We start from the raw sequence: 13474 nt of genomic DNA on the forward strand, positions 1-13474 counted from the left end.
GGTATGGCACCAGAATTATCACGTTATTCCTTCGACTGTTGGAGATCCCAATGAAGCACGTCGACCCCGAGCGCCATGCGGCGCGCATGGCCCACAAGCAGAAGATCATGAACGAGCGCATTGCCGCCGCCGACAAGGAACAGGGTGTGCTGCTGGTGCTGACCGGCCCCGGCAAGGGCAAGAGCAGTTCTGGCTTCGGCATGCTCGCCCGGGCCCTGGGCCACGGCATGAGGGTCGGCGTGGTGCAGTTCATCAAGGGCAAGTTCCAGACCGGCGAAGAGGCCTTCTTTCGCAACCTGCCGGGTGTGGACTACCACGTCATGGGCGAGGGCTACACTTGGGATACTCAGGATCGCGAGCGTGACGTGCGCGCCGCCGAGGCGGCCTGGGCCGAGGCCAGCCGCATGCTCGCCGACCCGGACTACGCGCTGGTGCTGTTCGATGAGCTCAACATTGCCCTTCGGCACGGCTATCTGGAGCTCGATCGGGTACTCGACGACCTCCAGGCCCGTCCGCCCATGCAGCATGCAGTGGTCACCGGTCGCCACGCCCCCGAGGCGCTGGTCGAGCTAGCCGACACCGTGACCGAGATGAAGGTGGTCAAGCACGCTTTTAAAGACCAAGGGATAAAGGCCCAGAAAGGCGTCGAGCTATGAAGTCCGATCATGCCTTTCCCGAGGCGCAGCGTGAGGGCGTCTACCGCGCCATCTTCGAGCGCCGCGATGTGCGTGCCCAGTTTCGCCCGGACCCGATTCCGCCCGAGGTGCTGGCACGCTTGCTCCAGGCCGCTCACCATGCGCCTTCGGTGGGCTTCATGCAGCCCTGGGACTTCCTGGTGATCGACAGCCGTGCGGTGCGCGAGCGCGTGCACGCCATCTTCGAGCGCGAGAACGCCAGGGCGGCCGAGGCCCACACCGGCGAGCGCGGCGAGCTGTATCGCCGTCTCAAGCTGGAGGGCATCCTCGAGAGTCCGCTCAACCTGTGCATCACCTGCGACCGCAGCCGCGGCGGCGAGCACGTGCTGGGTCGCCAGAGCATCGTCGAGACGGACCTGTTCAGCACCTGCCTGGCGGTCCAGAACCTGTGGCTGGCGGCCCGCGCCGAGGGCATTGGCGTGGGCTGGGTCAGCATCCTCGACCAGCAGGAACTGGCCGAGGTGCTGGGCCTGCCGGAGAACGTCTATCCGCTCGCCTACCTGTGCCTGGGCTACGTCGACGACTTCCTCGACAGCCCTGAGCTGGCCCAGGTCGGCTGGCGCCAGCGTCTGCCTCTGGTCGAGCGAGTGCACGGCAACGGCTGGGGCGAGGCGCTGGGCGCACCGTCGCTGTTCGACGCACTGGCGGTGCGGGAGCGCTCGCGATGAGCACGCTGATGATCCAGGGCACCACCTCGGATGCCGGCAAGAGCACGGTGGTGGCAGGGCTGTGTCGGCTGCTGGCCCGGCGCGGCGTGTCGGTGGCGCCCTTCAAGCCCCAGAACATGGCACTCAACAGCGCCGTGACGCCGGAGGGCGGCGAGATCGGTCGCTCCACGGCCTTGCAGGCGCTGGCGTCGGGTCTGGCGCCTCATACCGACATGAATCCGGTGCTGCTCAAGCCCGAAACCGATCGCGGTGCCCAGGTTATTCTCGATGGCCGGGTCCACGGGCATATGGACGCGCTGGATTACCACGCCTTCAAGCGACAGGCCCGCGAGACGGTGCTCTCGGCCTGGGAGCGACTGACGAGCTGCCACGACCTGGTGATTGCGGAGGGCGCCGGCAGCCCCGCCGAGATCAACCTGCGCCAGAACGACATCGCCAACATGGGGTTTGCCGAGGCGGTGGACTGCCCGGTGTGGCTGGTCGCCGACATCGACCGCGGCGGGGTCTTTGCCCAACTGGTGGGTACGCTCGAGTTGCTCAGCGACAGCGAACGGGCCCGGACCCAGGGCTTTGTCATCAATCGTTTTCGCGGCGATCTCGCGCTGCTCGAGCCGGGGCTCGATTGGCTCACCGGCCACACCGGCAAGCCGGTATTCGGCGTGTTGCCTCATCTGAATGGGTTGCTGCTGGACGCCGAGGATGGTCTGGGACTCACCGAGAGCGCCGCCGAGGCGCCGGGGCTCAGGGTGGTGGTGCCGGCGTTGCCGCGGATCAGCAATCATACCGACCTGGACGCGCTGCGCCTGCATCCGCGAGTCGAGTTGACGCTGGTGGGGCCGGGGCGGGCCATTCCGCCGGCCGACGTCATCCTGCTGCCCGGCAGCAAGAGCACCGCAAGCGACCTGGCCTGGCTGCGCCGCGAGGGCTGGGAGGCGCAGATACGTCACCATCTGCGCTATGGCGGCCGGGTGCTGGGCATCTGCGGAGGCTTCCAGATGCTCGGTGAAGAGATCGAGGATTCGCAGGGCGTCGAGGGTGAGGCCGGCACGACGCCGGGGCTGGGGCTGCTGCCGATGCGCACCCGTATGGTGGCCGGCAAGCAGTTGCGCACCGTTCGGGGAACCCTCGCCGATGACGACGTGATGGTGAGCGGCTACGAAATCCACAATGGCGTCAGCGAAGGTCCGGCGCTGGATCGACCGTTGCTCGACCTCGAGGGCCGGCCGGATGGCGCGGTCAGCGCGGACGGCCAGGTGCTCGGCACCTATGTGCACGGGCTGTTCGACGAGGCGCCGGCGGCCGCCGCGCTGCTGGCGATGCTGGGACTGACGGGTGAGGGCGCCGCCGTCGACCTGGCCGCCCATCGCGAGCGCCAGCTCGACCGGTTGGCCGACACGCTGGAGGCGAATCTCGCTTCGGGGACCATCGAGATGCTGCTCAGCGAAAGTGCGTGGGGTCGTCGCTGATCACGCCGTGGACCCCCCACTCCCAGCGTGTGGCGAAGGCCGCCGGGTCGTTGGCCGTGTAGCACAGCAGTGCATGGCCGGCCTGGACGATGTCACGGGCACGGGAGGCGCGCAGACGACGCCAGTCGGCGTGCACGCTGTAGGCGTCGATAGCCTCGCAGCGGGTGGCCCAGTCGCGGGGGATCCGTTCGAACAGCGCGCCCAGGGGGAGACGCTCGGCCGGTGCCTGGCGTCGCGCCTGCGTCAGGGCAGTGGCGTCGAAGGAGGAGACGATCAAGCGCTCGGCGGGCAGGGCGTCGAGCAGGGTCGGCAGGACGCGCTCGACCAGGGCCTTGGGGTCACGACCGCGGTTGACCTTGAGTTCCAGGTTGAGGCCCAGCGCCAGTTCGTCGATCAAGGTCAACATCTGTTCCAGGGTGGCCATGGATTCGCCAGCGAAGGCGGCATCGAACCAGCTACCGGCATCGAGTCGTCTGGCCTGGTCGATGTCCAGGTCGGCCAGTCGGCCGCGTCCGTTGCTGCAGCGATTGATATCCCGGTCATGCCAGATCACCGGGGTGCCGTCGCCGAGCAGTTGCACGTCCAGCTCGACCCAGCGGCAGCCGGCTTCGTGGGCGGCTCGAACGGCGGCCAGGGTGTTTTCCGGCGCCCGGGCGGAAAGGCCGCGATGAGCGATCAGGCGAGGTGGGACGAGGGGCTGCTGGGGCATGAGTGGATGTCCTTGTCGTCGAGGCGTCGGCCGGTCTCGTGATCGAAGAGGTGCAGGCGGTCGGCGTCGGGGCGCAGATACAGCGTATCGCCTTCGGCCACGGCGTGGACACCATCGAGTCGAGCCACCAGGGGCTCGTCCTGCCCCTCGAGGCGGACGTGCGCGAGGGTGTCGGCGCCAAGCGGCTCGACCAGCTCGACCCGGGTGGTCAGGGTGGTGTCATCGGGCTCGTCAACCGGCAACAGGTGCTCCGGGCGAATGCCCAGGCACACCGGCGTGTCGATGGCATCGCGCGCCGATGGGGCGGCGATGCGGGTGTCACAGGGTAGCGTGAGGGTGCCATGCGTCTGGCGGGCATCCAGGAAGTTCATCGCGGGAGAGCCGATGAAACCCGCCACGAAGCGGCTGGCGGGACACTCGTAGAGATGCATCGGCGTGCCGACCTGCTCGATGTGTCCGCCGTTCATCACCACCAGGCGGTCGGCCAGTGTCATGGCTTCGACCTGGTCGTGAGTGACGTAGACGGCGGTGACGCCGAGGCGTTTCTGCAGGCGACGGATCTCGATGCGCATCTGCACGCGCAGCTTGGCATCGAGGTTGGAGAGCGGCTCGTCGAACAGAAAGACCTTGGGTTCGCGCACGATGGCCCGCCCCATGGCCACGCGCTGGCGCTGGCCGCCGGAGAGCTGGCGAGGACGGCGTTCGAGCAGGTCCTCGAGGCCGATCAGCCGTGCGGTCTCCTCGACCTTGCGGCGGCGTTCGGCCTTGGGCACGCCGCGGTTCTTCAGGGCATAGCCCATGTTGTCGGCCACGCTCATGTGGGGGTAGAGGGCATAGTTCTGGAACACCATGGCGATGTCGCGTTCGGCCGGCTCCAGATCGTTGACGCGCCGGCCATCGATGGCGAGTTCCCCGTCGCTGATCGATTCCAGGCCGGCGAGCATGCGCAGCAGGGTGGACTTGCCGCAGCCCGAGGGACCGACCACCACGATAAGCTCACCGTCGTCGATCGACAGATCGATGCCGTGCAGGGCGGTGAAACCATTGGGGTAGGTCTTGCGCAGGGCGTTCAAACTCAGGGTTGCCATAGCGGTATCTTGTCCATGCAGTGATTCGGTCATTTCTCGGCGTCGACCAGTCCCTTCACGAAGTAGCGCTGCATCAGCACGATCACCGCGACCGGCGGCAGCATGGCCAGCAGGGCGGTGGCCATGACGGCTTGCCAGGGCACCAGGTTGTCGGCCGAGGAAAGCAGGCGCTTGAGGCTGACCACGATCGTCATGTAATCCGACTCGGTGGTGATCAGCAGCGGCCAGAGATACTGGTTCCAGCCATAGAGGAACATGATCACGAACAGGGCGGCGATATTGGTCTTCGACAGTGGCAGCAGGATGTCCTTGAGAAAGCGCCAGGGGCCGGCACCGTCGACCCGAGCCGCCTCGAGCAGCTCCGGCGGCACGGTGAGGTAGAACTGGCGGAAGAGGAAGGTGGCGGTGGCGCTGGCGATCAGCGGCAGGATCAGCCCGGCATAGGAGTTCAGCAGGTTGAGGTCGGCCGCAATCTTGTAGGTGGGCATGATGCGCACCTCCACCGGCAGCATCAGGGTGATGAAGATCAGCCAGAAGCACAGCCGACGCAGCGGAAAGCGGAAGAAGACGATGGCATAGGCGGCGAGGATGGCGATGAAGATCTTGCCGCAGGCGATGCCCAGCGCCATGACCGTGGAGTTGAACAGCAGCCTGGCCACGTCGGTGCCGAGGCGGGCCACCGGTTCGCTGAGCACGGCGTGGAAGTTGCCGAGTCCCTGCTCGCCGAACCACAGCGGTGCGGTGCCGGTGTACAGCGAGGCCTGGTCGTGGGTGGCGGCGGTGATGGCCAGCCAGACCGGCAGGCAGAAGGCGAGCAGGGCCAGGATCAGCAGGGCGTGACTGGCGATGTCGAGGCCGGGGCGGCGGTAGCGCATCGTGGTCGTTCTCCGGGGTCAGTACTGTACCTTGCGTTCGAGATAGCGGAACTGCAGCAGGGTCAGCAGCCCCACCAGCAGCATCAGCAGCACCGACTGCGCCGCGCTGGAGCCCAGGTCGTAGCCGATGAAGCCATCCTCGTAGACCTTGTAGACCAGCGTTCGCGTGGCGCCGCCAGGGCCGCCGGCGGTCGTGGCGTCGATGGTGCCGAAGATCTCGAAGAAGGCGTAGACGCTGTTCATCACCAGCAGAAAGAAGCTGGTCGGCGACAGCAGGGGAAAGGTGATGGTCCAGAAGCGTCGCCAGGGACCCGCGTTATCGATGGCCGCGGCCTCCAGCAAGCTCCTCGGAATGGCCTGCAACCCGGCCAGGAAGAACACGAAGTTGTAGCTCATCTGCTTCCAGATCGAGGCCATCACCACCAGCGCCATGGCCTGGCCGCCATTGAGCTGATGGTTCCAGTCGATGCCGAGTGCACCGAGCCAGGCACTGATCAGGCCGAGCTCGGGGTCGAGCATGAACATCCACAACACGCCGGCCACTGCCGGTGCCACGGCATAGGGCCAGATCAACAGCGTCTTGTAGCCGTGGGCGCCCTTGATCACACGGTCGGCGAGCACCGCCAGCAGCAGTGCCAACGCCATGGCGCCGAGCGCCACGCCGATGCTGAAGGCAACGGTGATACCGAGCGCCCGATAATACTCTGCCGAGGCCAGCACGCGGGCGAAGTTCTCGAAGGCGACGAAGGTGCGGCCGAGACCGAAGGGGTCCTCGACATAGAAGGCCTGGAGGACGGCTTGGGCGGCCGGCCAGAAGAAAAAGACCGCGACGATGACCAACTGAGGGGCCAGCAGCAGCCAGGGCGTGAGGCGGTGACGTTGAAAAGTCGCCATGGTGATCCGTCATAGCTGTTCAGGAGAGGCCGGAACGCCACGAGGCGTTCCGGTGCAGGCGTGCCGATGGCTCAGTCGTTGGCTTGCTGGAAGCGTTCCAGCAGCTCGTTGCTGCGGCTCACGGCCTCGTCCATGCCTTCCTGGACGCCGATGTCACCATTGAAGATCTTCTCCAGTTGTTCCTCGATCACGTCACGGATCTGCGGCATGTTGCCCAGACGCAGCCCCTTGGAGTTGGCCGTTGGCGTGACGCCGGTCATCTGCTCGATGGCCACGGCACTGCCGGGATTGTCTTCGTAGAAGCCTTGTTCCTGGCCGAGTTCGTAGGCGGCCTCGGTGATCGGCAGGTAGCCGGAGAACTGGTGCCAGTCGGCCTGGACCTCGGCGGAGGAGAGGTAGTCGAAGAATTCGGCGACACCCTGGTAGACCTCATCGCTCTGCCCTGCCAGAACCCACAGCGAGGCGCCGCCGATGATGCTGTTCTGCGGCGTGTCGATCAGCTCGCTCGAATAGGGCAACGGTGCCACGGAGAACTCGAAGTCCTCGGCGTTGGCGCGCACGCCTGCCAGCGAAGCGGAGGAGGCCATCAGCATGGCGCATCGACCGGTGTAGAAGGCCGGTGCAGCCTCGTCGAAGCGCCCGCCGTAGTCGAAGCGGCCGTCCTGCTGCCAGTCGGTCAGGCGCTGGATGTGGTCGACGACGGCGGTGTCGTTGATGGTCAGGCGTGCATCCAGGCCACCGAAACCGTTCTCTTCGGTGGCGAAGGGCAGGTCGTGGCGGGCGGAGAAGTTCTCGAGCTGGATCCAGGAAGGCCAAGTGGTGGTCATGCCGCATTCGGCGGCGCCGGAGTCGACGATCTGGCCGAGAGCCTCGCCGAGCCCTTCCCAGGTGGCCGGGACCTCATCCACGCCGGCTTCGGCGAGGATGTCGCGATTGACGTAGACCACCGGCGTCGAGGAGTTGAAGGGCATGGATAGCATCTGGCCGTCGCCGTTGGTGTAGTAGCCGGTCACGGCAGGCAGGAAGGCATCCGGGTCGAAGTCGAGGCCCGAGTCGGCCATCAGTTCGTGCACCGGCACGATGGCCCCCTCGGCATTCATCATGGTGGCGGTGCCGACCTCGTAGATCTGCACGATGGCCGGTGCTTCATTGGCACGGAAGGCTGCGATGGCGCTGGTCATGGTTTCGGAGTAGTTGCCGCGAAACGATGGCTTGACGACATAGTCGTCCTGGGTGTCGTTGAAGTTCGCGGCGATCTCATCGACCTTGTTGCCCAGTTCGCCTCCCATGGCATGCCACCAGGCGATCTCGGTAGCGCCTTGGGCGGAAAGCGACAGGCCGGCGGCGGCCAGCCCCAGGGTCAGTGCTCCAGCGTGGATACGCGACATCGGTGTCTCCTTGTCTCTTGTCGGGTCTTGCATCGGAAAGCCCGAGCCATGCGACGGCCTGGGCAGTCAGGCCCCGGCACATTAGGTCATGACGATGACAACTCCATGAAAGCTAGATCATGCCCTCGGGGACCGCCATGCTGCGGGGGCGAAGGAGGAAGAGATAAGAAGGAAGAACCGCTATGCCGGGTTATCTCGGTTGCATCTGTCGACGGATCAGCCTCGGGCAGATATCACTATCGATGTTGTGCGGAGAGAGAGCCCGGTGGGGGAATATGATAGGCTGCGCGGCTCATATCGAGGCGTGTGATGGACGAGGAAGAATCGATGAGAGTGGTGCATGTCAAGAACGAGGACCAGCGCGAGGCGTGCCTGGCACGGTTGTGTGCCGAGGTCTACGGTCACCAGGCCGGTATCGCGCCGCTGGCAACCTTCGCCGGTGTGCTGGGGGTGCTGGTCAAGCAGGAAGCGGCCCGCGTGCTGGCACTGGTCGATGACGATGCGCAGCCGGTCGCATTGGCGCTGCTGGCGCTGGACGAGGCGGGTGAGGGCATGAATGTCATGCAACTGGCCTCGCTGACCGACAGCAAGGTGGCCGATCCGGCTGGACGCCTGGTGGCCGAACTGGCCTTGCGCGCGCCCTTGCGGGTGGATGCCATGAACGAGGCACAACAGCAACGCTTCGAGGCTGCCGGTATCAAGCGCTGGTTCGACGGCAAGAGCGGCGTGCGTATCGGGCTTGGGCCCAAGCATCCCGCTTCGGGACTCGATGACCTGCCGCGCACGCTGACAGTGGATGAAAACGCCGTGGCGCAATCCTTCAAGCGCGACCGTGAGGCCTTCGAGGACTACAAGCGCCGCTTTATTCGCGGGTTGGAGTCGTTTCCGCTATCTCTGTGATGGCCGTGCTCTGTGATGGCCGCGCCGAAGACGACGCCCGGCGTGCCAGGCGTCGTTGCAAGGGGAGTGATTTACTCCTCGGTGACCGTGAAGGTCCCCTGCATGGAAGCGAAGTGGCCGGGGAAGGAGCAGAAGAAGGTCAGGTCTCGGCCTGCCAGGTCCTCGGTGGAGAACTCGATGCTGGTGCTTTCGCCACCGCCGATGATCTCGGTAGCGGCGATGACGCGGTCATCGTCGGCCGGCAGGTAGTCGCTTTCCAGACCGGCCTTCATGCCTTCCTGGGACAAGGCCTGGGCATCCTCGGTGGCGGAGAGTACCCAGTTGTGGCCCATCACGTTGGCATCCATCGAGCCGGTGTGTTCCAGCGTCAGCGTGACGGTCTCGCAGCTGGCGGGTACGCTCAGCGAGTCGGTGTCGAACTGCATCTGATCGTTGCTTTCGACGGTCAGCTTGCAGGCCTCGTCGTCGGCGGCAAAGGTCGGGGCGCTGGTCAGGGCGGCCGCGAGGCCGACGGCGGTCAACATCCAGGTGATTTTCATGATGACGCTCCTGTTGAGTGTGTCGTCAATGAGATTGTATTTCTGTATACACAATACTCATTCTTTTGTAGCCATTTGGATCTGTCAAGCGACTTCGGCGGTGATGCCCCAATGCTCGACTTGACCCGCTGCCAGCATAACGCTTGACTGGTTCTCCAGTTCATTAGCGAATTAAGGAATGCCCCCATGGTCAAGCGTATCGAGTTTTCCCGCACTGGTGGCCCGGAAGTGCTCGAGTTCGTCGATGCTCCGCTGGTCGAGCCGCAAGCCGGTGAGGTGCGGATTCGACATCAGGCCGTCGGTCTGAACTTCATCGATATCTATTTTAGAACCGGTCTCTATCCCGTGCCTTCCTTGCCCTCCGGACTGGGCACCGAGGGAGCAGGTGTCGTCGAGGCGGTGGGCGATGGCGTCGAGCACCTGGCAGTGGGAGACCGGGTCGCCTATGCCCAGGGCCCCCTGGGCGCCTATGCCGAGCAGCACGTCGTACCGGCCGATAAGGTCGTGGCACTGCCTGACGGGGTCGATGGCGAGACGGCGGCTGCGTCGATGCTCAAGGGGCTGACCGTACAGTATCTGCTGCGTCAGACCTATCGGCTCGAGGGCAGCGAGACCATTCTCTTTCATGCGGCTGCCGGTGGGGTGGGCTCGATTGCCTGTCAGTGGGCTCGGGCACTCGGCGTGAAGCTGATCGGCACGGTCAGCTCTCCCGAGAAGGCAGCGCTGGCCCGGGAAAATGGGGCCTGGGCGACCATCGACTATACCCGCGAGGATGTCGTCGAGCGGGTGCGCGAACTGACCGACGGGGCGATGTGCGACGTGGTCTACGACTCGGTCGGCAAGGATACCTGGGAGACCTCGCTGGATTGCCTGAAAAAGCGCGGCCTGATGGTCAGCTTCGGCAACGCCTCAGGGCCGGTCGAGGGCGTCAACATCGGTATTCTCAACCAGAAGGGAGCGCTCTACGTAACGCGGCCGAGCCTCAATGGCTATGCCGATACGCGTGAGCGCCTGGAGAGCATGTGCGCTGATCTGTTCGCGATGCTGGAGAGCGGCCAGGTGAAGATCGACATCGCCCAGCGCTTTCCGCTCGCCGAGGCGGGCAAGGCCCAGGAGGCGCTGGCCGGACGCCTGACGACCGGCTCCACTATCCTGGTGCCCTGATGCCCTGTTGCCCTGCTCCGAGCCGCCTGGGCACGGGGAATGTCACAGCGAGGCGTCGAGTTCGCCGATCAAGCGCTCGCGCCGCTTCAGTGCGGTGAGGCCGGTCTCGCCGAGCTGGTTCGCCGCCTCGCTCAACAGTCCTTCCACCAGCAGCATGAAGGCGCACATGCTATTGCTGAAGAACAGACTGTGGTTGGGCACCGGGAAGCTGTATCGCGCAACCTTGGCGAGCGGAGAGGCCGTGGAGTCCGTCAGGGCAATGACCCGGATACCCTGGCGGGCCGCCACCTCGGCGGTCGTCAGCACACTGGGGGTATAGGGAAAGCAGCTTGCCACCACCAGCACATCGCCCTCACCGAGCTGGGCCAAGGCATCCGCGACGCCATGTCGCGCGGCATCGAGCGGTGCCACGTCCGGACGCAGCATGCCCAGGCCATAGGCCATGAACGATGCCAGCGAGGCGAACTGGCGCATGCCGTGCACCCTCACGCGACGCGCCTCGGCCAGCAGCCCGGCGGCCTCCACGAAGCTCACTTCATCGATTTCCGCCACCATATCGCCGATATTGGCGCTCTCCTGGCGTCCCAGGCGGGACAACCGGGCATGACTGCCGTCGTTGCCATCACCGTCCAGCAGGCGGGAGACCTGATCGCTGTAGAAGCTCTTGCCTTCGGTGACGTTGCGACGAAAGACGCCCTGCAGGCCGGCGAAGCCATCGAACCCCAGGCGCTGGGCCAGGCGAGATAGCGTGGAGGGGCTGACGCTCAGGCGTTCGGCCAGCTCGCTGATCGAGGACACCGCGGCTTGCTGGGGAGCGGTGACCAGCGCGGTCAGCACATGGCGCGAGCGCTTGCCCAGGCGTACCGAACCCTCGCCGCCCTCGATATCGGCGAGCAGGCGCTCGAGGTCTCCGAGCGTTTCGGGGCGGGGTGAGGCGGATGGCGTCATGGTGAATTCCGGGGTATCCTGAGCGGTTGGCGAACGGACGAGCATTGTAGCGTCCGGGGAAGGTGGCGTCAGTGAGGCAGGGCTCATATTTGCAAATATATTTCCTTATTGACAGTATAAGAAATATTATTGCTTATAGAGCCCGGGAGGGCAGCATGAGTCACGTCTTTCATCGTCATCTGAAACAGCGCTATCCCACCGCCGTGGGTGGCGAGGGCCCTTATCTGATCGACGCCGAGGGGCGTCGTTACCTGGATGCCTGCGGTGGCGCCGCCGTCTCATGCCTGGGCCACAGCGATGGCGAGGTGATCGAGGCGGTTCGCGAGCAGGTCGGTCGACTCGCCTATGCGCATACCTCCTTTTTCACCAGCGAGCCGATGGAGGCGCTGGCCGATTTCCTGGTCGAGCGGGCACCGGAAGGGTTGTCATCGGTCTATTTCGTTTCGGGGGGCTCCGAGGCGGTGGAGGCGGCGCTGAAAATGGCGCGCCAGTATTTCCTAGAGCGTGGCGAGCCCGAGCGCAGGCACCTGATCGCGCGGCGGCAGAGTTATCACGGCAACACCCTGGGCGCGCTGGCCACCGGCGGCAACGCCTGGCGGCGGCGTCCGTTCGAGCCGCTGCTGGTGGAGGTCGGCCATGTCAGCCCGTGTTATGCCTATCGTGGCCAGGCCGCGGGTGAGACGCCGGAGGCCTATGGCGAGCGCCTGGCCGCGGAGCTCGGAGACGAGATCCAGCGCCTGGGGCCGGAGACGGTGATGGCCTTCGTGGCCGAGCCCGTGGTGGGCGCGACGCTTGGCGCGGTGCCGGCAGTACCGGGCTACTTCAAGCGGGTACGCGAGATCTGCGATCGCCACGGCATCCTGCTGATCCTCGACGAGGTGATGTGCGGCATGGGGCGTACCGGCAGCCTCTTCGCCGCCGAACAGGAGGGCGTGGCACCGGACCTGACAACCATTGCCAAGGGATTGGGAGCCGGTTACCAGCCGATCGGCGCGACCCTGGTGAGCGAACGCATCCGCGAGGCCATCGCCGAGGGCTCGGGCTTCTTTCAGCATGGCCATACCTACATTGGCCACGCCACTGCCTGTGCCGCGGCGTTGGCGGTGCAACGCGCCATCGAATCGCGCGATTTGATGGCCCGCGTGCGCTGGTTGGGTGACGGGCTGCAGCAGCGACTCGAGGCGCGTTTCGGCGATCATCCCCATGTCGGCGATATTCGCGGGCGCGGGCTGTTCCGCGGCCTCGAGCTGGTGGCCGATCGCGGCGACAAGACGCCGTTCGATCCGGCCTGCAAGCTGCATGCCGCCATCAAGCGCACGGCCATGGACGAGGGGCTGATGTGCTATCCGATGGGCGGCACCCTCGATGGCCAACGAGGTGACCATATCCTGCTGGCACCGCCGTTCATTCTCGAGGAATCCCATCTGGATGAAATCGTCGACAAGCTCGATGCGACCCTGAAGCGCGTTATCGACCCTCATTGAAGGAGCATGACCGATGTCGATCGAATCCCGTCTCTCGCCGCTGAACGAGGCGCACATGGCCCCCGAGCAGCGCCGTGTTCTGGACACCATTCTCAGCGGCCCACGCGGCAATCTGGACGGCCCCTTTCTGGCCTGGATCCACAGCCCGGAACTGGCCGATCACGCCCAGCGCCTGGGGGCCTTCTGCCGCTACGGCACGCGCCTGGAGTTGCGGCTGACCGAGCTGGCGATCCTGTTCACCGCTGCCTGGTGGCAGTCCCAGGCGGAGTGGCAGATCCATGAACCCATTGCCCGTGAGGCCGGCGTCGCCGAGGCGGTGATCGAGGCCCTGCGCGAAGGTCGCGAGCCGACCTTCGAACGCGACGACGAGGCGTTGGTGGTGCGCCTGGGTGAGTCGCTCTATACCAGCCGCCGCGTCGACGAGGCGCTCTACGCCGAGGCCGTGGCGGTCTTCGGCGAGCCGGCGATGGTCGAGCTGGTGGGCGTGTTCGGCTACTACGCCCTGGTGGCCATGACGCTCAACGTCTTCGAGGTGCGCCGCGGCGATGGCCCGCTGCCGTTTGCCGAGCCGCCTGGCTCGTGACGCCCCGTGGCATGCCGTTCCTTCATTGAGGCACTGAGCGGTTGGCGGGCGGCCGGGTTGCATCGACAGTGTC

General features: G+C 65.6%; 14 protein-coding genes. 7 read left to right on the forward strand and 7 right to left on the reverse strand.

The features are described from left to right. Positions 1-50 precede the first annotated feature (50 nt). The 3 genes from cobO to A9O65_RS16360 are packed head-to-tail and all read left to right on the forward strand — an operon-like array spanning position 51 to position 2829. A complete protein-coding gene (gene cobO / locus A9O65_RS16350; RefSeq protein WP_064702711.1) occupies positions 51-656 on the forward strand; it encodes a cob(I)yrinic acid a,c-diamide adenosyltransferase in 606 nt (201 codons plus the stop codon). Further along, positions 653-1363: a 5,6-dimethylbenzimidazole synthase gene (gene bluB, locus A9O65_RS16355; RefSeq protein WP_064702712.1), complete on the forward strand. Its 711-nt coding sequence runs from the start codon at positions 653-655 to the stop codon at positions 1361-1363. Before cobO ends, bluB begins: the two co-directional genes overlap by 4 nt. Next, on the forward strand, positions 1360-2829 hold the full coding sequence (locus A9O65_RS16360; RefSeq protein WP_064702713.1) for a cobyric acid synthase: 1470 nt from the start codon (positions 1360-1362) through the stop codon (positions 2827-2829). Before bluB ends, A9O65_RS16360 begins: the two co-directional genes overlap by 4 nt. Here A9O65_RS16360 and A9O65_RS16365 read toward each other — a convergent pair. The 5 genes from A9O65_RS16365 to ugpB all read right to left on the reverse strand — a co-directional run bounded on the left by A9O65_RS16365 (position 2801) and on the right by ugpB (position 7783). Further along, positions 2801-3538, reverse strand: coding sequence for a glycerophosphoryl diester phosphodiesterase (locus tag A9O65_RS16365; RefSeq protein WP_064702714.1), 738 nt, complete (start codon positions 3536-3538; stop codon positions 2801-2803). The genes A9O65_RS16360 and A9O65_RS16365 overlap by 29 nt on opposite strands. After that, entirely contained in the window at positions 3505-4626 is a 1122-nt protein-coding gene (locus tag A9O65_RS16370; protein ID WP_064702715.1) for a sn-glycerol-3-phosphate import ATP-binding protein UgpC, read from the reverse strand. The genes A9O65_RS16365 and A9O65_RS16370 overlap by 34 nt, the downstream gene beginning before the upstream one ends. A gap of 29 nt (positions 4627-4655) precedes the next feature. Then, on the reverse strand, positions 4656-5501 hold the full coding sequence (ugpE, locus tag A9O65_RS16375; RefSeq protein WP_064700699.1) for a sn-glycerol-3-phosphate ABC transporter permease UgpE: 846 nt from the start codon (positions 5499-5501) through the stop codon (positions 4656-4658). Between the two features lie 18 nt (positions 5502-5519). Then, on the reverse strand, positions 5520-6395 hold the full coding sequence (ugpA, locus tag A9O65_RS16380) for a sn-glycerol-3-phosphate ABC transporter permease UgpA (RefSeq protein WP_064702716.1): 876 nt from the start codon (positions 6393-6395) through the stop codon (positions 5520-5522). A gap of 71 nt (positions 6396-6466) precedes the next feature. Then, a complete protein-coding gene (gene ugpB / locus A9O65_RS16385) occupies positions 6467-7783 on the reverse strand; it encodes a sn-glycerol-3-phosphate ABC transporter substrate-binding protein UgpB (RefSeq protein ID WP_064702717.1) in 1317 nt (438 codons plus the stop codon). A 327-nt stretch (positions 7784-8110) separates the two neighbouring features. Between ugpB and A9O65_RS16390 the strand changes: the two genes are divergently transcribed. Then, the gene (locus A9O65_RS16390; RefSeq protein WP_064700779.1) at positions 8111-8683 is read left to right on the forward strand and encodes a hypothetical protein; all 573 of its coding nucleotides are present in this window, start codon (positions 8111-8113) and stop codon (positions 8681-8683) included. Between the two features lie 71 nt (positions 8684-8754). Here the strand turns inward: A9O65_RS16390 and azu are convergent, their stop codons facing one another. Continuing rightward, complete coding sequence (azu, locus tag A9O65_RS16395; RefSeq protein ID WP_139180681.1) at positions 8755-9222, reverse strand: azurin; 468 nt, start codon at positions 9220-9222, stop codon at positions 8755-8757. Positions 9223-9408: 186 nt separating this feature from the next. Between azu and A9O65_RS16400 the strand changes: the two genes are divergently transcribed. Then, positions 9409-10386 (forward strand): NADPH:quinone reductase, encoded by a 978-nt coding sequence (locus A9O65_RS16400; protein ID WP_064702718.1) that lies wholly within the window; start codon positions 9409-9411, stop codon positions 10384-10386. A gap of 42 nt (positions 10387-10428) precedes the next feature. On the opposite strand, the gene A9O65_RS16405 is transcribed toward A9O65_RS16400, so the two are convergent. Next, positions 10429-11334 (reverse strand): MurR/RpiR family transcriptional regulator, encoded by a 906-nt coding sequence (locus A9O65_RS16405; protein ID WP_064702743.1) that lies wholly within the window; start codon positions 11332-11334, stop codon positions 10429-10431. Between the two features lie 155 nt (positions 11335-11489). Here A9O65_RS16405 and A9O65_RS16410 point away from each other — a divergent pair, with 155 nt between their 5' ends. Further along, positions 11490-12818 carry an aspartate aminotransferase family protein gene (locus tag A9O65_RS16410; RefSeq protein WP_064702719.1) on the forward strand — a complete coding sequence of 443 codons (1329 nt, stop codon included), beginning with the start codon at positions 11490-11492 and terminating at the stop codon, positions 12816-12818. Positions 12819-12831: 13 nt separating this feature from the next. Continuing rightward, positions 12832-13401, forward strand: coding sequence for a carboxymuconolactone decarboxylase family protein (locus A9O65_RS16415; RefSeq protein ID WP_064700694.1), 570 nt, complete (start codon positions 12832-12834; stop codon positions 13399-13401). Positions 13402-13474 lie beyond the last annotated feature (73 nt).

The sequence above is a fragment of the Halomonas caseinilytica genome (assembly GCF_001662305.1).
In the GTDB taxonomy this organism is placed as follows: Bacteria; Pseudomonadota; Gammaproteobacteria; order Pseudomonadales; family Halomonadaceae; genus Halomonas; species Halomonas caseinilytica.